The organism is Streptomyces sulphureus DSM 40104 (assembly GCF_000381025.1).
Taxonomy (GTDB): Bacteria; Actinomycetota; Actinomycetes; order Streptomycetales; family Streptomycetaceae; genus Streptomyces; species Streptomyces sulphureus.
The window spans coordinates 40,177-57,524 of the sequence record NZ_KB905822.1 but is presented as its reverse complement, the minus strand read 5'-3'; the positions used below and the strand labels follow the sequence as shown (position 1 = coordinate 57,524).

Genomic DNA, 17,348 nt, shown 5'->3' with positions numbered 1-17,348 from the left:
CTGTTCAGAAGGGGTAGGCGGGCGCGATGCGCTCGACGGTCACCAGGTCCCACGCGGCGTATCCGGCGCCCATGCCGACGTTCCACGGCGCGCGGTAGGTCGCGCGGCGGTCGGACTCGTCGACGCCGTGGACCCGCGCCCACCACTGCGGTTCCGTAGCGGTCGAGACTCCGACGTCCAAGACGTCGAGCCGCACCCCGAAGGCGCGGAGGACGTCGCCGGGGACCACGGCCAGACGCGGCACCTCGACGACTAGGCGGCGCGTGGACTCGGCTGCCATCGCGGCCAGTTCTTCGGGGGCCGCCTGCGCGAGGTATCGCAGAGCCTCGCCCAGTTCGCGGACGGCCGCCGCGGCGGCGTCCTCGCCGGCCACCTGGGCGTCGCGCAGGACGAGGGCGGCGCTTCGGGCGGTCGCGCTGGCCTCGTCGACGCGCGAGGTGTCGACGCGCTCGCAGCGGTCGGCTCGGTGGGCGGCGCCGTCTCCAACGAGGAGCCAGAGCTTCCCGCCGTTGCGCATGGTGCCGGTCACAGTCTTCGCGGAGCCGTCGGGGAGAGTGACGCGGTCTCCGGTCGCGGCCTCCGCCGGCGTGTGCATCAGTTCCAGCGCCAGGCCGAGCTGGCGAGCGGCCTCGGCGGCGGTGGCCACGCTGGCGGCGTACTTGGCGTCGTCGATCTCGGCGGCCGGTGCGGTCAGCGTGTGCAGCTCGCCGTGCTGCTCGGTGAGCGCGGCGGGCCAGGCGCGGCGGAGGATGCCCACGACGCCCTCCGACTCGATCACGAGCACGTCGCCGTCGCGGATCTCGCCGTTCCACTGGGTCTCGCCGTAGGCGTCTCCGGTGCTGTCGAACCGGTGCACCTGCGGGTCCGTGACCGGGGCCTTGTCCTTGGCCGCTTGTGCCTCGCGGGATGCGGCGATGTCCTGGGCGGCCGTCTCGCACGCCTTGCAGAGTACGGAGACTCGGGCGGCCTGCTCGGAGGTCAGCCAGCGGTCGATGCCCAGGCCGCACAGGGTGGTGTTGGCCAGGAGCGCGTAGTGCGGCCGGAACTCCTCCGGGGCGTGAACGAGTTGGGCTTCGGCTCGTTGCGCGAGGTCGGCGATCTCGGCGTGCCGCTCGCCGGGCTCGGCTGCGGTGCCGACCGCGAAGGCTGCGGCGGCCGGCGGGGAGGCCGCGGCCAGCTTCTCGGCGTAGGACTGTGCGGTGGTCTCGGTCATGGCGCCCGCTCTCGGCTTGTGATGGTGGGTGGTTCAATCACCATCATACCCAAGCGAACTTGGGAAAACCCATTTGGGCGCGGATATTTTCGGGAAAATCGCACGTCACGGCACGACCAGCGCGTTTGCCAAAGAAGCCTTGTGGAATACTCGCGGCATGACCGCGCACCCGAAAGACCCCAAGCCGGCCTACGAGCCGAGCGACGACCTCAAGCAGGCCGAGCAGGAGATGAACGACGCCTGGGACGCGTACGAGCGGAAGCGGCACGCCTACAGGAAGGTGATCGCCGAGGAGCTGCGGGCGTCCGGCCTCTCGCAGGGCAAGATGGCCGCGCACCTGCCCTACACCGAGGAGACCGTGCGCGACATCGCCCGCGAGTACGGCGTCGCCCCGAAGCGGAAGCCGACCGTGAAGTCCATCAAGGACTGAGCCTCGAACGCCCCGCCGGGGCTACGCATCATCCCTCGCCTGCCGCGCACACCGACAGCGAGGGAGAACGCAGAGGGGCCGCGCGCCGATTCGGTGCGCGGCCCCTCTGCGTTCCGGGCGGCAGGTAAGCCCTCGTCCCCGCAAGCACCCCGGGCCCTGAAAGCATTTCCCCTACGGGTAACTCAACCACCCGTACAACTGGGCGTCGCATTTGCCACGAGAAGCTGAAAGGGTCGCGCACCGATTCGGTGCGCGACCCTTTTCGTCGACCGAGCGGGAGACGGGGTCTCCCGGCCTACAAGGCGCGAACCAAAATTCCGATCACGATGGCCGCGACCAGTAGCGTGCCGAATACCTGCTGCTCGCGCGGCAGGTCGAAGAAGCTGAATCGACCGGGCTCGACGACCTGCTCACCGTCAGGGACGTGGCCGCCGTGCTTGAGGACGCGGTGGCTCTGCCGCTCCTGCGCGAGCGCGCTGCGAGTAAGCACCGGTGGTGAAGTGGTGCGGCACTGCACGCAGCGGTAGCGGTACATCGCAACCCCCTCCATTTCAGATCACCCCCTATGATGCTCGATTTTCCACGCGGACGGACCCCGCTCGGGGTGCCGCACCGTCCGGTAGCCCTTCGCGATCTCCTCGGCCGTCCACTCGTTGCTGTCTGCACGCATCCCCTCTTCTGGGGCGTTGGCAGCGTTGTTGGCGTTGGCGTTGGCAGTCTGACCTGCGACAACACCGGGCCCCTGGGGGGAGCCCTGGGGAGAGGGCAGCGGCGGCACGTCGTCGCGGTGCACGCCCGGCCCGTTCCCGGCCTCTGCCCGCACCCCCGTACGGATGGTGATGGAGCACTCACCGAGCACCCTCCGGACGGCCCGTGTGTCGGGCAGGGAGAGGTGCTGTCGGAGGGTGGTGAGGAGCACCCCCCGACCTTCTCCGACGAGCTGGTGGAGAGCGCGGATCACGTCGTCCCGGGAGGGGTCGGCGGGTGCTTGATCGGCCGGCTCGGGGGACTCCTCGGCGGGGGCTACGGCGGGCTTGGCCGGGGAGCCGGCCGGGGTCTTGGTGAGGTCGACCGCGGGGGCCTTCTCGCGCTCTTTCCCGAGGCGCTGGAGGCGAGCGAGGGGTCCACTGCGGGGAGCGTCCTTCGGCTTCTCCTTCTCGACCTTCTTCTCCTGAGCGTTGGCCTCTTCGGGGGTGTCGTTCTTCTTGGTTTTCTCCCCCGACTTCCCGGCATTCTGGCCCTTCTCCCCCGTCGACTTCCGGTCCTTCTCTCCCCCCTTCTTGCTCTTCTTCTTGCTGCCGGGCTCCGGGATTCGGCCGGTTCCGGCGGCGACGAGGAGCAGCAGGAACGCGACGGCCATGGCGTACGGGGCCGCGGGGTGCTGGGCGGGCGCGGTGGCCAGGACGTAGCCGAGGCCGGCCGTGATGCCGAGGCGTGCGGGGAAGCTGCCGCCCTTGCCGATGGCTCCCGTCATCCAGGCGTAGAGGAGGACGAGGAGCAGCCGCACGCCGCGCAGCAGGCACAGCACGCCAATGATGGCGCCGTGCCCCACCCTGGCGAGGCAGCGCAGCAGCGGGGGGCCGCCTCGGCGACCGGCGGCAACGGCGAGCGGCCCCAACTCCTTGAGCGGACGCACGTCGTAGTACGGGCTGAGGTCAGGCAGGGACAGCGCGCGGCGCCGATGCTCGGGCTCGTCGACGTCGTCCTGGTCGTTGCCGGCGTCGTCGTCCAGCTCGGGCTCGGGCTCGGGCTCGGTGGGCAACGGCGGCACCGGCACGGCCACAGGCGCGGGCATGGCCCGCTCCCCCGCCGTCTCGTCGTCGGGCTCGGGCTCGGGGTCGGGGACCGGGTACAGGTGGGCGGCGTGGCTCATCACGCCGCCAACTGCTGGGAGACCAGAGCGATCTTGTTGGCGAGAACGCCAAGGCCACCGTCCGCGCTCGCGGCGATGTAGAAGAACGGGATGCCCATCATGACCACGCCGCGCAGGCTGAGCTTCTTCCACGCGATGATCGCCAGCATGCACAGGCCGATCGCGGAGAGCGTCAGTCCGGGGAACACGCCGTCGGCCAGGGCTAGCAGGTCGTTGACGACTCCCTTCACCAGAGAGAAGGGCCAGCCGGTCGCCGCGTAGGACGCGCCGGCGAGGACGGAGAGGATCAGCGCCGATCCCCAGCTCAGAGATTTGATCTTTCCGCCGCCGCTGGTGCCGACGATGAGGACGACGGTGAGAACGGAGGCGAGTCCGAAGGGACCGAGCGTGCCGAGCAGGCTGTTCATGCGGGGTCCTTGTGGGAGGTGGCGGGGCGGGCTACAGCACTAGGTCGGTCGAGCCGTACAGGAGGCTGCCGACGACCATGGAGATCAGGGGGATGCGCCCGGCGAGGGCGAACGGCGGAAACCAGCTCCGGGTGCGCGCGTCGAGCGCCCAGATCGCGACGGCGACGCCGTACCAGAGGCAGACGTGCCAGTCGGTCCACGAGCCGTAGGTGTGCACCAGGTAGGCGGTCTCGGCCGTGAAGAACTGCGGGACGCCGAAGTAGAAGCCGATGCCCAGCGCGGTCCCGTTGTAGAGCAGCCAGCGCGTCGGGGCGTCCATGCCGACCCACCACTGGATGAGGGACTGCTTCGGGGCCGGCCTGCTGTCGAGGTAGGCGGGGCGCCGGTAGATCCGGGAGCCGGGGCCCTTGCGGCGCCAGTGCTTGCGGAACTTCGACGGCACGTGGTCGCCGTCTTCGGTTTCCTCGTCCTCGCCGTCTTCGGAGTCGGGGACTTCGAGCTGCGTCTCGCACTCGGCGCACCAGTAGGCGACGAGTTCGCCCGTCAGCTGGGCGTGGACCGCGTGTGGGTTGGGGTGCTCGCAGTCCTCCTTGGATGCGGCCTCTCCCTCGCCGTCTTCCTTGGCCGCGGGGAACGCGCGGGGCGTCGCGGGGTCCGGCTCGTCCAGGCTGAGCGGCTTCTTCTCCGCCCACCAGTCCGGGAGCCGCGAGGCGCCCGGACGGCGGTCCGGGACGGTGTCCGCGCTGGCCGGGGCATCCGTGTCCGCCATGTCCGGGGCCGTGTCCGTCTGTCCGTCATCGTCCTTGGGCTTGTGGTCGGGGTCGATGCGGTCGGCGAGGTCGCCGAGGCGGCCGAGGAGGGAGCGGGGCCGCAGGTCCATCGGTCAGTTCCTTCCGTACGGCTTGAGTGCGCGGGCGGCGCGGCGGCCGAGGTCGCGGCCGTGGCCGCGGTGGCGTCGGGCGATGCCGCGCAGCACGGGCACGGCGCTGTCGGCTGGCACGATGCGGATGCCGTCGAAGATCAGGGCGCCGCCGTCGACGGGGGCGCCGTGCATGACGACGGTGGAGATCACGGGGGCATCGAGGACGCGGGCGACGGTCGCGGTCTCGTGGCGGAGGCCGCGCAGCCGGTCGGTGACGTCGACGTCGCCGTGGAGAAGCCGGCCGCCGACTGCCCGGACGCGGTAGCGGGCGTTCCACCTCTTGGAGTCGACGACGATGGCCACGCCCCGGGGTGAGACCACGAGGTGATCGACGTTCGCGCGGCCGGTGGGCAGCGCGAGGTCGTGGAGGACGGTCCAGCCGAGCGGGCGCAGGACGGCCAGTAGGCGGCCGGTGCGTCGCTCCCCCTCGGCGCCGGCGGCGAACTGGGCGGCCTGACGGCCGCGCACGGTCGATACGCCGGCCAGCTCGGCGAGCCGTACGAGCGGCGTGCGGAGCTGGCGGGCGCGGGCCGCCGCCGACCGTCCGGCGCGGCCGGGGCGCAGGCCCCGGCCCCAGACGAGCCAGACGAGTACGGCGGCCAGCAGGATCGTTCCGATGCTCATGACGCGGTCTTCTTCCGCCGTTGGATTTCGCGGTGGACGGTGCGGCGGACGGTGTCGGCCGCCGCCTTGGGGTGGATCTTCTGTACGCGGGCGAGGAATGCGGGGTCGTCCTTGTCCATGGCCGGGTCCTGGTCGAGGGCGTCGCGGGCCATGGCGGCGATCGAGGGGACGGCGATGTCGCGCACGGCGACGTCGTCGTCGACGTTGTTGTTCTGGCCGCTTCCGGACGTGTCCGCGCCTTTGTCCACGTCCAGTCCGGACGTGGGCGGGGCGGGGGGCGCGGGCGGGGCACTGGCCTGTGCGGACACGGTCACGGACGGCTGTCCGGACGGGGCGGTCTGGACGGGTCGAGCAGGCTCCGGGGCGGGCTCGGCCGGGGCCGGTCCGGACGCCGGGGCGGACGCGTCCGGACGCTGCCCGGACATCGGGGCGGCCAAGGCGTCGGTGGTGGGCGCGGCGGTCATGAGGGCCTGCGCTGCCTGGTGCTCCCGGCCTCCGACCGCGCGCCGGTACGCCTCGCCGCGGTAGAGGCGGCGCAGCCGCTCGCCGACGAGAGCGCGGCCGGCTGCCTCCTGCTCCTGGGTGACGACCCAGTTCGTGACGCCCTTCGACAGGTGGACCTGCGTACGGCGCACGAGCAGCGCCCAGAAGCCCTTGGACAGCAGGTCGATGCAGGCGCCGACGGCGCCGACCCACGGGAGGTCGTTGCTGTAGCCGTAGACGAACACGGCACCCATCCCGATGACGAGGGCGACCCATCCGGCGATACGGGCGGGCTGGGCGCGGTCCGGGTCGATCCGGCCGTCCAGCCACTCAAGGCCGAGGCAGCCCAGCCAGCTCGCGGTGAAGACGAGGCCGATCAGATAGGCGACGAAGGGGTGCAGCAGCTCCGAGAGGAGTCCGCCGACACTGGCCGATGTCCCGATGAACGCGGCGATCGTGAGGAAGGCGGCGAGGCCGATGATGCCGCGCAGGATGACGGTGTCCCAGTCCTTCGGCGGGACGGGCTCCTGGACGTAGTAGTCCTCGGTGTGCGTGGACTCGCAGCCGTCGATGACGGTCACGACCTGCCGCTGCTTCTTGACGCGGCGGTACTTCACACCGGGCTCTCGGTACTGCGGGGCGTCAGGAGTCTCGTCGGGCATCGTGGTGCCTTCCTCTGGGGGCGTTCGGGCGAGGGATGCCGGACGTGCTGCTCCCGGGATCGGGAGAGGGGGCACATCCGGCGGAAGGGCCGAGGCGGGCGGCGCGGGGTCTACCGCCCCGGCCCTTCGGTCCCGTGCCGGCCGCTCCGAGGCGCTACTGCGCGTCCTCGGATGTGGGCGGCTGGGGGGTCTTCTCCGGCGGGTACCAGCCGCCGCGCTCGGGGTCGTAGTCCGTGCGGTACGGGCTGTCGTCCGGCGTTTCGGGTTCGCGGATCGGCATGCTGCGGCGCAGGGGGCTCATGCGGACCACCGCCCCGCCGGCGCCAGTACGGCGACGATGCGAGTGATGCCGGGGTCGAGCCAGCCGTGGCAGCGGCGGCACACGAACTTGCTGCCCTCGCGCTTCATCTTCCGGCCGCAGCACTTCGGGGCGTCGGACATCAGGAACGCCCCCCTTCCGGCTGCGGCTCGCGGCGCGGCCCGGGGATGCGCGGGATGACCCGCTCGTTGTCGTCGCTGGCCTGAGCGATCTCCGGCGGGAGGCCGACGGTCTTCCGCAGTCGCAGGGCGTACTCGCCTCGGGTGATGGCCTGCTCGACGGCGGGGGCGACGGACAGCGTGGCGCGGGAGATGTGCGCGGCCTGGCTGCCGATGCTCCGGCCGCAGACCTTGTACGATTCCGCGCCGATGCTGACCAGCAGCGCGTTCTGGTCGAGGGGTTCGGTCGGCCGCGTGGTGGTGAAGTGCTCCGCGACGTTCACGAGGACCCTTGCGACGGTCTCGACGAAGTCGGGGCTGTCGGCCGAGGCACGCTCGGCCGGTTTCAGATCAGTAGAGTGGCCCATACGTCAGCTCCTGTTAGTGGCAGGTGTCTGGCGCCCGGATTCCGTGTGCGACCACGGGCCGGGGTATGAGGCGGTGTCCGGTGTGCGACCACCGGGCACCGCCGCTTTGTTCAGCGCCCCGGCTCTCACGTGCGACCGCGAAGCCGGGGTTTTGTGCTGTTATGGATCAGTCTACCTGTTTTCGCAACTCGCGCAAACAGGTTCGTGAGAGGATGGCGGTATGTCCGACTCCCCCGACGTGGAGCCGCGCGTGGACGAGCAGCCTGTGCTCGTGTCGATTCCCGAGATGCCCGACCATCTGGAGGCGGCCGGGCTACCGCGATTGACCCCCGCCCGCATCCGCCAGCTCGCGCGTACACCCGCCTTCCCCCCGGTCGTCTACGAGCGGGGGCGACTGCGGCTGTGGATGTGGAGCGCGGTGGAGCGGTACTTCCGGAGCCGGGAGCTGAACCCCGGACAACGGACCGACTTGGAGCGGGGGGCCAGCAAGTCACCAGATGGGACCGGCGCCGGGGGCTGATCTGCGCGTTCATCAGGTGTTTACCACCGCACGGTCGGGCGGCGCGGACACCGGCCCGGCCCGGGGCGAAGGCGTCGCCCCGGGGCGGTGGGGCAGGCGGAAGCGGGCACGTCGAAGCCCCCGTACCGGTGCTCTGGTACGGGGGCTTCGGGTATCGGGCCGGCGTCTACTTTCCGCTCCCGTTGCGGCTGCGGTCGTTTACCTCGCCGACCTTCTTGGAGAGTTCTTCCCTCTCCTTCGGGTCCTTCGTGTCGTGCGAGAGAACGGCGTTGTCGAGATCCATGTTTCCCCCCTCCTTGGGTGCGACGTGGGGATGAATCTGCTCGGCGCAGGCGTGCGACCGCCTGCGCCGAGCGCGCCCCGAGACGACGTCGCCGGCGGTTAGTGGCCACTCGGCGCCGCCTCGCGTCTCGGCGCGAATGCGACTGTCGGAGCAAGCCCCGACTGACTTAAGATGTCTTAAGACACCGGGGGGTGTCAACCCGACCACTCTCCGTCACAGGAAGGAGCCTGCGATGGCAGCTCATGGAGCCCTGTCGCCGTATCGCCGGATCGCGCAGCAGATCATCGACCGGATCGAGAGCGGTGACCTGCAACCGGGCGACAAGGTGCCCTCGGTCCGCGACATCGTGCGGGAGACCGGGGTCAGCTCGGGCACGGCCTCGAAGGTCCCGGGCGTCCTTCGGGAACTCGGCTACGCCGACGCGGCCCCCGGCGTCGGAACGGTCGTTCGCCCCCGGAAGTCGGTGACTGCGGGCGCTGACCGGCTCGCCCTGGTGCGCGCCGCGCGGCCGTCGGTCGGTGAGGACGAACGCGTCGAGATTCTGGACCTCCGGCGAGAGGAGGCGTCACAGGAAGTTGCCGATGCCCTCGGCGTCGAGCTGGGCGTCGAGGTGGCGCGGCGGCGCCGGATGTATTGCGACGCCGCCGGCGTCGTCACGGTGTCGGCGACGTGGGTCACCGGCGCGGTGGCCGACGCCGCCCCGGAGTTCCTGGAGTCGGCGCCCCTGCCGAAGCTGACGTTCGGGCTGATCGAGGAGCGCACCGGGCGGGCGGTCGCCGGGCGCCGGGACACGTACGAGCTGCGGCGGGTGCCGACCGATGTCGCCGCGCACCTGGGCGTCGACGAGGGCGCCGTCGCCCTGGCGGTGGTGAATCACTACTGGGACGCCGACGGTGAGCCGACCGAGTACGCGGTCGACTTCCTCGGCCCGGGGCGGTCGCTGGTGATCGAGCACGACGTCACGTGACCCCGGAACCGGCGTACAGTCTTCGCCGGTGCACGGTCGCGGCCCCCTCTCCCTTGTGTGCGGGAGAGGGGGCCGCGCCACGTCCGGACGCTGTCCACGTGTCCTGTCCGGACGTTGTCCGCCCTGGTAACGAGGGTTATCGCCGTCCGGCGGCGACGGCCGCCGCGAGGCCGATCCAGGCCCGGTGCCATGCCTGGTCGAGGAGCGGGCCGGCCGACGGGTCGCGGGTGAGCCATTTGCTCTTGCCCGCCGCGTGGGCGGCACGGACCAGCCGCGGTGCACCTTCTTCGGCGGTCTCGTGCCAGTGCCCGTTGCAGCGGTCGGCGACGTAGTGCGTGACGGCCGACAGCGCGAGGCCCGCGCTCGCGCGGCGCCAGCCGAGGCCGAGACGCAAGTACCGGTCGGCTGCCGCGAGCGCGACCGCCTGGGTCGCGGTGTACGAGGCGACGTGGCGGAGGCAGGCGGCGGCGCCGTCGGGGCCGTGCTTGCCCTTGGCGACTGCGTCGCTGTCCCGCTGGAGTATGTAGTCGCCGACTTCGTGCGCGGCCATCAGGGCGGCGTACGCGGCTCCGGCGCGGGCGCCGGCCGAGGCCCCGGCCGCTCGGGCTTCCTTGGACGTGGCGCGGCGGGCGGGATCGAGACTCACAGTGAGACTTCTTCGGTGCGGGCGCGGGTGGGTGCCCCGGGCGGTGGCGGTGCCTCAACGTCGGTGGCCAGGAACAGGTGGGAGCCGAACCCGGTGTCGTACCTGCCAGGTACGGGCGGCGGCTCGGGCCACGGATACGGGGCCTGCGCTGCGTGGGCGTGGCCGGCCGCGTGCAGGTGCACGCCGCGTTCGTCGGGCAGAGGCCAGTCCTCGCGGTCGAGGTGCCGCCAGAGGGGCACGAGCATGTAGGCCCAGAAGCCGCCTGCGGCACGCGACCAGCAGTCGACGGACACGTACGTGTTCCGCCGCTGCCACAGCCCTTGCGCGAGGGCGGCGATGTCGGCGTGCTGCGGGTGCTCGTGCGGCGCGGTGATCCCCACGAGGGACGGCGCCACGTAGGACCGCATTCGGTCGCTGGGGCGGGCGCGGAACGCCGGCTCGTAGTTGCGGAGGGCGTGAAGCAGGGTGACCGGCTCGGCGAAGTGGTACGTCAACGCTGCGTCGTGGTCGGGCATGCCGCCCTCGTGGGGTGTGATCCGGATGGCCTCGCACGCGGTACGGGTCGGCGCGCTCGTGTCTGTGTTGTCATCGTCGTGCACGGTGTGGCTCCTTTCGGCGTCGGGTTCCAGCCTTCACGGGCGGGGGTGGGCGGTGTGCCCACTGGTGTGCATTGGCGTGGTGGGACACCTCACCGAAACCGGCGGCGGGCCGGTGGGCCGTACGGCGACTGCCAGACGGGCCGGTCCCGTCGGGGGCTGCGGGCCGGCTGCTGGAGGTTCAGGGCCTTGCCGAGCTGAGCGGCGGCGGCCTGCACGGCGGGCGCCAGGCGGCGGAACGCCTCGACGACGGGGGCGAAGGCGGTAGCCATGTCCCGCATGATCGCGCGGGCCTCTTCGACGACGAGGGCCGTGTGCGGGCCGGTCTCGCCGCGCTGCACCTGGTCGACGGCGGTGAACGCCTGGCTCACGGTGATCCCGTGCCGGTGGACGAGGCAGTGGGTGAGGAGGACGGCGGCGCGGTCGGTGTTCCCGGTCATGGGGTGCGGTTCCTCCGGGTGAGGTGCGGCGGGATGTCGAAGGCGCGGTTCGTCGCGGCGGCGACGTCGGCGCGGCGATCGGGGGCGGGCGGCGGGTCCTGGTCGTCGGCGGTCTCTCGGGCGATGGCGGCCAGGGCTTCGGCGAGAGCCGCGCCGAGAAGGTGACGGGGGACGCGGGCGCGGTACTCGACGCGGACGCCCTGTCCGGACGTGTCCGCGCTGTCCATGTCCGGACGTGTCCGGGCGGTGTCCGGCCTGGTCGGGGTGGGGCCGGAGTCCGGGCCAGACTCTCCGACGGGCGGTGTCCGGACGATGCCGCCTTGCGCGTCCGGGACGTTGTCCGGCGTGTCCGGACGGCCCGTCACAGGCCGGCCTCGTCGGCGTCGGCGCCGTCGGGCACCAGGGCCTCGTCCCACGCGTAGTCGCAGCGCTGGCACTGCCGTTCCAGCCGCTCGGGCAGCGGGCCGCGCCGCTGGAGCCGCCCGTTGAACTCGTCGAGGACGGCCTGCGTTGCGGACCGGTACAACGTGTACGCCTCCGGATAGCGGCACTTCGGGCACGGGGTCTCTTCGCCCGAGTACGGCGGCAGTGCCTCGGTCTGGTCTGCGGGCTTCGTCTTCTGGTCGGTGGTCATCGTGCTTCCTCTCGTTGGCGGTCGCTGTGCCGCCCGCGCGGGGCGGGCGGCACAGCGACGGGGGATCGTAAGGGCCTCAGAGCCCGCCGGGGCGGCGCTGCGCCCATCCGGGGTCGTAGGTCGGGACGGGGGCGCGGAGAAGCGCGCGGGTTGGCGGATTCCTGGAGGGCTCAACCGTTGAACCCGCGCGTCGCCCCCGGGTTGAAGATCGGAATGAGGGCGGGTTCGCCTGTGCCTGCAGGGGATTTCGCGGTTGTCACTGCCTGGGGCAATGGCGTATGGCGTCGGTGGATGTCCACGGTGCGAGGAGCGCGGCTGCCACGGAAACGGCGGCCAGGAGGAAGAAGAGCGGTCCGTAGCCGCCGAGGGGTACGGCGAGGGCGGCGCCGGCAAACGGTGCGAGTGCTGCTGCTGTGTGGGCGGGTGCGGCCAGGAGTCCGGAAAGTCGGCCGTAGTGGGTAGTGCCCCAACGGTCCGTGATGGCGGTGGCCTGGAGAAGGGTGAGGTTGCCGCGCACCATGCCGGCTACGACCGAAACGGCGATGAGGAGGCCGTACGGGCCAGGGGCGGCGGTGAACGCGGCCGTGGTCAGAGCGCCGAGAGCGATGAGGCTCGTGGTGCGGGCCGTGGTGCTGGTGCGGCGGGCGAGGGTGGCGTACAGGGTGCGGCCGAGGGTCTGTCCGGCGCCGCCGATGCCGAGGGCCCAGGCGGCCTGGCTGGTGGTGTACCCGCGTTCCAGGAGGAGCGGGACGAGAGCCACGACGACGGCGTACATCGCAAAGGCCGACAGGGTGAAGGTGGCTGCGAGCAGCATGAACGGACGGCTGCGCGCAACATCGGCAGCGTCGGCGGCCTGGTGGGCAGGGCTTGTTGAGGCGTCGGGCCAGGGTGCGCGCAGGGCCAGTGCGTGGGCCGGGATGGTGACGGCGGCGAGGACCACGGCGAGCACGAGGTAGGTGTGGCGCCAGGACAGATGGTCGGCGAGCGCCGCGGTGAGGGGTGCGAAGACGGTGGAAGCGAGCCCGCCGGCGAGGGTGACGATGGTCAGGGCGCGCACGTGATCAGGGGCCCACCACCGGGTGAGCGCGGCGAACGCCGGCTGATAGAAGGTGGCCGCCATTGCGAGCCCGGCGAGCGTCCAACCGGTGAAGAAGACCGGCAAGTTGGCAGCCGCGGCCACGATCAGCAGGCTGACCACGCCGAGTACGGATCCGGCGGTCATGACGGTGCGTGGGCCGCGCTGGTCGAGGATGCGGCCGACTCCGATTCCGGCGAGGGCGGAGACGACGAGGCCCAGCGAGAACGCCGCGGTGGTCGCCCCGGCCGGCCAGCCGGTCGCGGCGTTGATCCGGGGGTTGAGGACGGGGAAGGCGTAGTAGATGATGCCCCAGCTCACGATCTGCGTGGCGCAGAGGGCGGGAAGGGCGGCGCGGGGTCGCGACCGGTCCCCCGTTCCGGTCGCGGCCCCGCGCGCAGGAGTGCCCAGGTCTGTCACGAGCCGCAGCAGCCGCCCGCCGGACTCTCCTCAGCAAAGGCCCCGACTGAGACAGGGGTGCCGAGCTGGACGAGCTGTGGCGTCGGCGCGCAGCAGCCGCCGTCGGCCTCAGCGGCGTCGGGGGCGTCGAACAGGCCGGCGCCGCCGCAGACTCCGGTCTCGGGGAGGGTGAGTTCCACGCGGTCCGCGGACTCGAGGTCGCCGGCGATCGCTGCGGCCACCGAGCGGACCTGCTCGTAGCCGGTCATCGCCAGGAACGTCGGGGCGCGGCCGTAGGACTTCATCCCGACCAGGTACACCCCCGGTTCGGGGTGGGAGAGCTCGCGGTGGCCGTGCGGGTAGACGGTGCCGCAGGAGTGCTGGTTGGGGTCGATCAGCGGCGCCAGCTCGACCGGTGCTTGGAGGCGCTCGTCGAGGCCCAGGCGCAGCTCGTCGAGGAAGGACAGGTCGGGGCGGAATCCGGTCAGCACGATTACCTCGTCGACCGCGTCCAGGCGGCGTCCGTCCTCGCCGACCAGGACCAAGCGGCCGTCGGTGTCGCGCTCGACCGCTTCGGTGCGGAAGCCAGTCACGGCGTTCGCATGGCCCTCGTCGACGGCTGCCTTCGCTGCCAGGCCTAGGGCGCCGCGGGCGGGGAGCTGGTCGGCTTCGCCGCCGCCGAAGGTGGAGCCGGAGATGCCCCGGCGGAGGATCCATACGCCCTTCGTGCCCGCGCCGTCCTCGGTCTTGGCGAGGTCGGCCAGGTAGGCGAGGGCGGTGAACGCGGAGGCGCCGGAGCCGATCACGGCTGTGCGTCTGCCCGCGTACCGGGCGCGGACGGCGGGGTCCTTCAGGTCCGGCACGCGGTAGGTGATCCGGTCGGCCGCCGCACGCTCGCCGAGGGCCGCGAGACCGCTGCCGCCGACCGGGCTGGGCGTGGACCAGGTGCCGGAGGCGTCGATGACAGAGCGCGCGAAGACGCGCTCCTCACGGCCGTCGGCGTGGGTGAAGTGCACGACGAACGGCTGCTGGTCACGGTCGGCGTCGACGATGCGGTCGCGGCCGGCGCGGGAGACGCCGGTGACCGTCGCACCGGTGCGGACGCGGTCGCCGAGGACGTCGGCGAGCGGCTGCAGGTACTGCTCGGCCCAGTCGCCGCCGGAGGGGTAGGTGTCCGGGTCGGGCCGTGTCCAGCCGGTGGGCGCGAGGAGCTTCTCGGCGGCCGGGTCGACGACCTCGCCCCAGGTGGAGAACAGGCGCACGTGCGCCCACTCGCGCACCGCGGCACCAGCCTTCTGACCGGCTTCCAGGACCAGGGGTTCGATGCCCTGGTCGAGCAGGTGGGCGGCGGCGGCCAGGCCGGCGGGTCCGGCCCCGATCACGATGACGGGCAGCTCGGTGGTGGCGGGCGCGTTCACGGCGGCTCCTTGCGTGGTTCGACATCTGTCGATGGCTTGCGCGGCCCAGCATGACACCTGCATTGATGAGCGTCAACATAGACAATCATCGAAACTGGGTGGTGTTCGAGCGCTGTGAAGCAGGTCGCCGGTGGCGGTCGGTCCGGCGTTGTCGACACCCGCGGACGGGCTGCTGCACCGCGGGGTGCCCACTGCGGCCAGTGGTCGACATGATGCCGAGGTGGTAGGTCCTGGGCTGCGAGAAACTCACCGAGGTGGACCCGCTGGCCCCTCCGGTCCGGACGCATGCGAACCGCTACGGCCGGTTCCAGCTGGGCCTGACCGCAACCGTGCCCGGCTCGCGCACCCCGGACGGTGCACGAGCCGGGCACGGTCGCGGTCGGGCCCGGTTCGCTGCCCGCTTTCGGGCGGTGCCGAGCAGGTAGTCGCCGCTGATGCGGGTGAAGGCGCCCGTGGCCGCCAGGCCGTGGCGCGGCAGCTCGGCCAGGAACTCCCTGGCGGTGAACCTGTCGTGCTCAGGATGGTCGAAGAGTCTGCGGTAGGTGGGGCGGGCCAGGGCATGTGCGGTGACCTCGTCGAAGACGAAGACCCCGCCCGGCTTCAGGACGCGGGCGATCTCGGCGACGGCGGATCGCCAGTCTGGGATGTGGTGGATGATCGCGAAGTCGAACGCCGCGTCGTACGTGCCGCCCTCGGCGCCGAAGGCCGCCTTCAGGTCGGTGGCGTCCCCCACCTCGAGGCGCACCCGCCCCGGCCGGTCGGACAGGCGGCGCCTCGCCTTGGCCACCATGCCCGGGTCCAGGTCGAGGGCGTCGACCTTCGCGGCGCCGAAGCGGTCGAGGATCATCCGTGTCCCGTACCCGGAGCCGCAGCCGACCTCCACCGCCCTCGCTCCGGGCGCGAGCGGCCCGCCGGCCAGCTTGAGCAGGGCCGGGACCTCGTAGAAGCGTTGCAGGGCCCGGCGGGCGGGATTGTTGACCGCCGCCTTCTCGATCCGGTTCATCAGCATGACACGACCCCCATGGATGTTATCGGTTCCTGTGGCTATCATCGCTCCATGACGATGAATAGCACGGAGGCCGGCAGTACGGCCACCACCTCGTGCGGGGCGCCTTCAGCGGCGGTGGCTCTGTTCCGGTCGCTGGGCGACCCGGCCCGCCTGGCGATCCTCAAGCGGCTCGCGGAGGGCGAGGCCCGGGTCACCGACCTGGTCGCCTGCGTCGGGCTGGCGCAGTCCACGGTCTCGGCGCACCTGTCCTGCCTGCGCGACTGCGGCCTGATCACCTCCCGCCCGCAAGGGCGGGCCACGCTGCACTCGCTGGCCCGCCCGGAACTGCTGGACCTGCTGGCCGCCGCCGAGCAGCTACTCGCCGCGACCGGCGAGGCCGTCGACCTGTGCCCCACCTACGGAACCCACCCCGCCCCCGAGGAGCCCGCCCGATGAGCACCACCCCCGCCCCCGTCCCCGACGTGACCGGGCCGGCTGCGCACCGCGCGGTGCGGTACGCGAAGTTCACCATCGGCTACAACGTGATCGAAGGCGTCATCGCCATCGCGGCCGGCACGGTCGCCGGAGCGGTCTCCCTGATCGGCTTCGGCATCGACTCCGGCATCGAGGTCGCCGCAGCCGTCGTCGTCCTGGTGCGGCTGCTGGCGGAGATCAAGGGCGGTGAGCCGGACGAGGCCAAGGAACGCCGGGCACTGAAGTTCATCGCGATCACGTTCTTCGCGCTCGCCGCATACGTCACCGTCGAAGGCATCCGCGACCTGTTCGGCGGCGAGAAGCCCGACACCTCGATCGTCGGCATCGCCCTGACCGGCCTGTCCATCGTGATCATGCCGTGGCTGGCCCGCGCCAAGCGCAAGGCCGGACTGAAGATGAACTCCCGCCTGGTCGTCGCGGACGCCGCCGAGACCAAGCTGTGCGCCTGGCTGTCGGTGTCCACCTTCGTCGGCCTGCTCGCGTTCGCCGCGTTCGGCTGGACCTGGCTCGACCCGGTCGCCGGCTTCGTCATCGCCGCCTTCGCCATCATGGAGGGCAAGGAAGCCTGGGAAGGCGAACTCGTCTGCGACGACGGCTGCGAGGACGACAACAAGCCCACCACCAAGACCGGCGACTCCTCCTGCTCGGACGGATGCAAGTGACCGCGCCCACCACAGCCGTGGCCCCCTCCGGCGCCCTCAAGCGCCGGACGGGGCTGCTGGCCCTGGCCGCCGCCCTGGCCGGAACGGACCTGGGCATCAAGGCATGGGCCGAGCGCGCCCTGCCGGGCTCCCCGATCGAGGGCGGACCGCTCGATCTGGAACTCGCCTTCAACTCCGGGGTCGCGTTCTCCTTCGCCGCCGGTGCCCCGGCCTGGACCGTCGTCGCGGTCACCGCCCTGATCACGACCGCCGTCGCGGTCGTGCTGTGGCGGACCGCCGCGGCGTCCCGACGGCTGTGGGGCATCGCACTCGCCGCGGTCCTGGGTGGTGCCCTCGCCAACCTCATCGACCGCGCCCCCGACGGGCGGGTCACCGACTACCTGCACACCGGCTGGTGGCCCACCTTCAACCTCGCCGACGTCTTCATCGTCGTCGGCGGCCTGCTGCTCGTCGCCCTGTCCTGGCGCGAGGACCGCCCCGGGCGCGGCACCGAGCAGATTAGCTCAGCACCGCAGTAGCCGAACTCCTGCTGCGGCACCCCGGCCCCGCGTGGCCTTGTTCACGAGAACCGGCTCTGGCCCAACTTCTGACTTCTGTGATGTCGGGTCGAACCGGCCGGGGCCCCGCCACCGCACAAGCCGCTGACCTGCTGGTTCTCTCGCCCGCTGACCCTCGGGTACCGAGCAGCCGTACTGAATCACAGAAGTTGAGCCAGAATCCGAGAATGGACAGCACCGGCCTTGACCGCTAGGTCCTGCGGGCTCCC

Annotated in this window: 24 protein-coding genes; 6 read left to right on the top strand and 18 right to left on the bottom strand. The window is 71.9% G+C overall.

Annotated features, from left to right (window positions below):
- Positions 1-4 precede the first annotated feature (4 nt).
- A complete protein-coding gene (locus F603_RS33610; protein ID WP_019548591.1) occupies positions 5-1,213 on the bottom strand; it encodes a hypothetical protein in 1,209 nt (402 codons plus the stop codon).
- Between the two features lie 157 nt (positions 1,214-1,370).
- On the opposite strand from F603_RS33610, the gene F603_RS0124545 reads away from it, so the two are divergent.
- The gene (locus F603_RS0124545; protein WP_019548590.1) at positions 1,371-1,643 is read left to right on the top strand and encodes a hypothetical protein; all 273 of its coding nucleotides are present in this window, start codon (positions 1,371-1,373) and stop codon (positions 1,641-1,643) included.
- 295 nt (positions 1,644-1,938) lie between these two features.
- Here F603_RS0124545 and F603_RS0124540 read toward each other — a convergent pair whose 3' ends face one another.
- The 9 genes from F603_RS0124540 to F603_RS0124500 all read right to left on the bottom strand — a co-directional run bounded on the left by F603_RS0124540 (position 1,939) and on the right by F603_RS0124500 (position 7,459).
- On the bottom strand, positions 1,939-2,178 hold the full coding sequence (locus F603_RS0124540; protein ID WP_037956944.1) for a hypothetical protein: 240 nt from the start codon (positions 2,176-2,178) through the stop codon (positions 1,939-1,941).
- Positions 2,179-2,199: 21 nt separating this feature from the next.
- Positions 2,200-3,516, bottom strand: coding sequence for a hypothetical protein (locus F603_RS0124535; RefSeq protein WP_019548588.1), 1,317 nt, complete (start codon positions 3,514-3,516; stop codon positions 2,200-2,202).
- Positions 3,516-3,923, bottom strand: coding sequence for a hypothetical protein (locus F603_RS0124530; protein WP_019548587.1), 408 nt, complete (start codon positions 3,921-3,923; stop codon positions 3,516-3,518). Before F603_RS0124530 ends, F603_RS0124535 begins: the two co-directional genes overlap by 1 nt.
- Before the next feature lie 31 nt (positions 3,924-3,954).
- The gene (locus F603_RS0124525) at positions 3,955-4,803 is read right to left on the bottom strand and encodes a hypothetical protein (RefSeq protein WP_019548586.1); all 849 of its coding nucleotides are present in this window, start codon (positions 4,801-4,803) and stop codon (positions 3,955-3,957) included.
- 3 nt (positions 4,804-4,806) lie between these two features.
- Positions 4,807-5,469 (bottom strand): nuclease-related domain-containing protein, encoded by a 663-nt coding sequence (locus F603_RS32825; RefSeq protein ID WP_019548585.1) that lies wholly within the window; start codon positions 5,467-5,469, stop codon positions 4,807-4,809.
- On the bottom strand, positions 5,466-6,614 hold the full coding sequence (locus F603_RS33605) for a hypothetical protein (protein ID WP_051096351.1): 1,149 nt from the start codon (positions 6,612-6,614) through the stop codon (positions 5,466-5,468). The genes F603_RS32825 and F603_RS33605 overlap by 4 nt, the downstream gene beginning before the upstream one ends.
- 154 nt (positions 6,615-6,768) lie before the next feature.
- Positions 6,769-6,915 carry a hypothetical protein gene (locus tag F603_RS35220; protein WP_019548584.1) on the bottom strand — a complete coding sequence of 49 codons (147 nt, stop codon included), beginning with the start codon at positions 6,913-6,915 and terminating at the stop codon, positions 6,769-6,771.
- Complete coding sequence (locus tag F603_RS35215) at positions 6,912-7,055, bottom strand: hypothetical protein (protein WP_019548583.1); 144 nt, start codon at positions 7,053-7,055, stop codon at positions 6,912-6,914. The genes F603_RS35220 and F603_RS35215 overlap by 4 nt, the downstream gene beginning before the upstream one ends.
- Positions 7,055-7,459, bottom strand: coding sequence for a hypothetical protein (locus tag F603_RS0124500; protein ID WP_019548582.1), 405 nt, complete (start codon positions 7,457-7,459; stop codon positions 7,055-7,057). The genes F603_RS35215 and F603_RS0124500 overlap by 1 nt, the downstream gene beginning before the upstream one ends.
- Positions 7,460-7,679: 220 nt before the next feature.
- Between F603_RS0124500 and F603_RS0124495 the strand changes: the two genes are divergently transcribed.
- Together F603_RS0124495 and F603_RS0124485 are read left to right on the top strand one after the other, a co-directional pair.
- Positions 7,680-7,979: a hypothetical protein gene (locus F603_RS0124495; RefSeq protein WP_019548581.1), complete on the top strand. Its 300-nt coding sequence runs from the start codon at positions 7,680-7,682 to the stop codon at positions 7,977-7,979.
- A gap of 515 nt (positions 7,980-8,494) precedes the next feature.
- Positions 8,495-9,229 carry a GntR family transcriptional regulator gene (locus F603_RS0124485; protein ID WP_019548579.1) on the top strand — a complete coding sequence of 245 codons (735 nt, stop codon included), beginning with the start codon at positions 8,495-8,497 and terminating at the stop codon, positions 9,227-9,229.
- A gap of 136 nt (positions 9,230-9,365) precedes the next feature.
- On the opposite strand, the gene F603_RS0124480 is transcribed toward F603_RS0124485, so the two are convergent.
- The 8 genes from F603_RS0124480 to F603_RS32815 all read right to left on the bottom strand — a co-directional run bounded on the left by F603_RS0124480 (position 9,366) and on the right by F603_RS32815 (position 15,446).
- On the bottom strand, positions 9,366-9,875 hold the full coding sequence (locus F603_RS0124480; RefSeq protein ID WP_019548578.1) for a hypothetical protein: 510 nt from the start codon (positions 9,873-9,875) through the stop codon (positions 9,366-9,368).
- A complete protein-coding gene (locus F603_RS0124475; RefSeq protein WP_019548577.1) occupies positions 9,872-10,474 on the bottom strand; it encodes a hypothetical protein in 603 nt (200 codons plus the stop codon). The genes F603_RS0124480 and F603_RS0124475 overlap by 4 nt, the downstream gene beginning before the upstream one ends.
- 89 nt (positions 10,475-10,563) lie before the next feature.
- On the bottom strand, positions 10,564-10,911 hold the full coding sequence (locus F603_RS0124470; protein ID WP_019548576.1) for a hypothetical protein: 348 nt from the start codon (positions 10,909-10,911) through the stop codon (positions 10,564-10,566).
- Positions 10,908-11,138: a hypothetical protein gene (locus F603_RS35210; RefSeq protein WP_158678685.1), complete on the bottom strand. Its 231-nt coding sequence runs from the start codon at positions 11,136-11,138 to the stop codon at positions 10,908-10,910. The genes F603_RS0124470 and F603_RS35210 overlap by 4 nt, the downstream gene beginning before the upstream one ends.
- 134 nt (positions 11,139-11,272) lie before the next feature.
- On the bottom strand, positions 11,273-11,545 hold the full coding sequence (locus F603_RS0124460; protein WP_019548574.1) for a hypothetical protein: 273 nt from the start codon (positions 11,543-11,545) through the stop codon (positions 11,273-11,275).
- A 256-nt stretch (positions 11,546-11,801) separates the two neighbouring features.
- Positions 11,802-13,040, bottom strand: coding sequence for an MFS transporter (locus tag F603_RS0124455; protein WP_019548573.1), 1,239 nt, complete (start codon positions 13,038-13,040; stop codon positions 11,802-11,804).
- Entirely contained in the window at positions 13,037-14,437 is a 1,401-nt protein-coding gene (locus tag F603_RS0124450) for an NAD(P)-binding domain-containing protein (RefSeq protein ID WP_019548572.1), read from the bottom strand. The genes F603_RS0124455 and F603_RS0124450 overlap by 4 nt, the downstream gene beginning before the upstream one ends.
- A 295-nt stretch (positions 14,438-14,732) precedes the next feature.
- On the bottom strand, positions 14,733-15,446 hold the full coding sequence (locus F603_RS32815) for a class I SAM-dependent methyltransferase (protein ID WP_019548571.1): 714 nt from the start codon (positions 15,444-15,446) through the stop codon (positions 14,733-14,735).
- A 48-nt stretch (positions 15,447-15,494) separates the two neighbouring features.
- Here F603_RS32815 and F603_RS0124440 point away from each other — a divergent pair, with 48 nt between their 5' ends.
- From F603_RS0124440 to lspA, 3 genes are read left to right on the top strand one after another with little or no spacing between them, the layout of a single operon-like run.
- Positions 15,495-15,881: an ArsR/SmtB family transcription factor gene (locus F603_RS0124440; protein WP_019548570.1), complete on the top strand. Its 387-nt coding sequence runs from the start codon at positions 15,495-15,497 to the stop codon at positions 15,879-15,881.
- Positions 15,878-16,582 carry a cation diffusion facilitator family transporter gene (locus F603_RS0124435; RefSeq protein WP_019548569.1) on the top strand — a complete coding sequence of 235 codons (705 nt, stop codon included), beginning with the start codon at positions 15,878-15,880 and terminating at the stop codon, positions 16,580-16,582. Before F603_RS0124440 ends, F603_RS0124435 begins: the two co-directional genes overlap by 4 nt.
- Positions 16,579-17,100: a signal peptidase II gene (lspA, locus tag F603_RS0124430; RefSeq protein ID WP_019548568.1), complete on the top strand. Its 522-nt coding sequence runs from the start codon at positions 16,579-16,581 to the stop codon at positions 17,098-17,100. The genes F603_RS0124435 and lspA overlap by 4 nt, the downstream gene beginning before the upstream one ends.
- The last annotated feature ends 248 nt before the right edge of the window (positions 17,101-17,348 follow it).

Coding starts and splice junctions, on each gene's coding strand:
- F603_RS0124500 (WP_019548582.1), bottom strand. CDS start 7,459: ATGGGCCACTCTACTGATCTGAAACCGGCCGAGCGTGCCTCGGCCGAC.
- F603_RS32815 (WP_019548571.1), bottom strand. CDS start 15,446: ATGCTGATGAACCGGATCGAGAAGGCGGCGGTCAACAATCCCGCCCGC.
- F603_RS35220 (WP_019548584.1), bottom strand. CDS start 6,915: ATGAGCCCCCTGCGCCGCAGCATGCCGATCCGCGAACCCGAAACGCCG.
- F603_RS0124435 (WP_019548569.1), top strand. CDS start 15,878: ATGAGCACCACCCCCGCCCCCGTCCCCGACGTGACCGGGCCGGCTGCG.
- F603_RS0124470 (WP_019548576.1), bottom strand. CDS start 10,911: ATGACCGGGAACACCGACCGCGCCGCCGTCCTCCTCACCCACTGCCTC.
- F603_RS0124460 (WP_019548574.1), bottom strand. CDS start 11,545: ATGACCACCGACCAGAAGACGAAGCCCGCAGACCAGACCGAGGCACTG.
- F603_RS0124540 (WP_037956944.1), bottom strand. CDS start 2,178: ATGTACCGCTACCGCTGCGTGCAGTGCCGCACCACTTCACCACCGGTG.
- F603_RS0124440 (WP_019548570.1), top strand. CDS start 15,495: ATGACGATGAATAGCACGGAGGCCGGCAGTACGGCCACCACCTCGTGC.
- F603_RS32825 (WP_019548585.1), bottom strand. CDS start 5,469: ATGAGCATCGGAACGATCCTGCTGGCCGCCGTACTCGTCTGGCTCGTC.
- F603_RS35210 (WP_158678685.1), bottom strand. CDS start 11,138: ATGGACAGCGCGGACACGTCCGGACAGGGCGTCCGCGTCGAGTACCGC.
- F603_RS0124485 (WP_019548579.1), top strand. CDS start 8,495: ATGGCAGCTCATGGAGCCCTGTCGCCGTATCGCCGGATCGCGCAGCAG.
- F603_RS0124545 (WP_019548590.1), top strand. CDS start 1,371: ATGACCGCGCACCCGAAAGACCCCAAGCCGGCCTACGAGCCGAGCGAC.
- F603_RS35215 (WP_019548583.1), bottom strand. CDS start 7,055: ATGTCCGACGCCCCGAAGTGCTGCGGCCGGAAGATGAAGCGCGAGGGC.
- F603_RS0124495 (WP_019548581.1), top strand. CDS start 7,680: ATGTCCGACTCCCCCGACGTGGAGCCGCGCGTGGACGAGCAGCCTGTG.
- F603_RS33610 (WP_019548591.1), bottom strand. CDS start 1,213: ATGACCGAGACCACCGCACAGTCCTACGCCGAGAAGCTGGCCGCGGCC.
- F603_RS0124535 (WP_019548588.1), bottom strand. CDS start 3,516: ATGAGCCACGCCGCCCACCTGTACCCGGTCCCCGACCCCGAGCCCGAG.
- F603_RS33605 (WP_051096351.1), bottom strand. CDS start 6,614: ATGCCCGACGAGACTCCTGACGCCCCGCAGTACCGAGAGCCCGGTGTG.
- F603_RS0124525 (WP_019548586.1), bottom strand. CDS start 4,803: ATGGACCTGCGGCCCCGCTCCCTCCTCGGCCGCCTCGGCGACCTCGCC.
- F603_RS0124530 (WP_019548587.1), bottom strand. CDS start 3,923: ATGAACAGCCTGCTCGGCACGCTCGGTCCCTTCGGACTCGCCTCCGTT.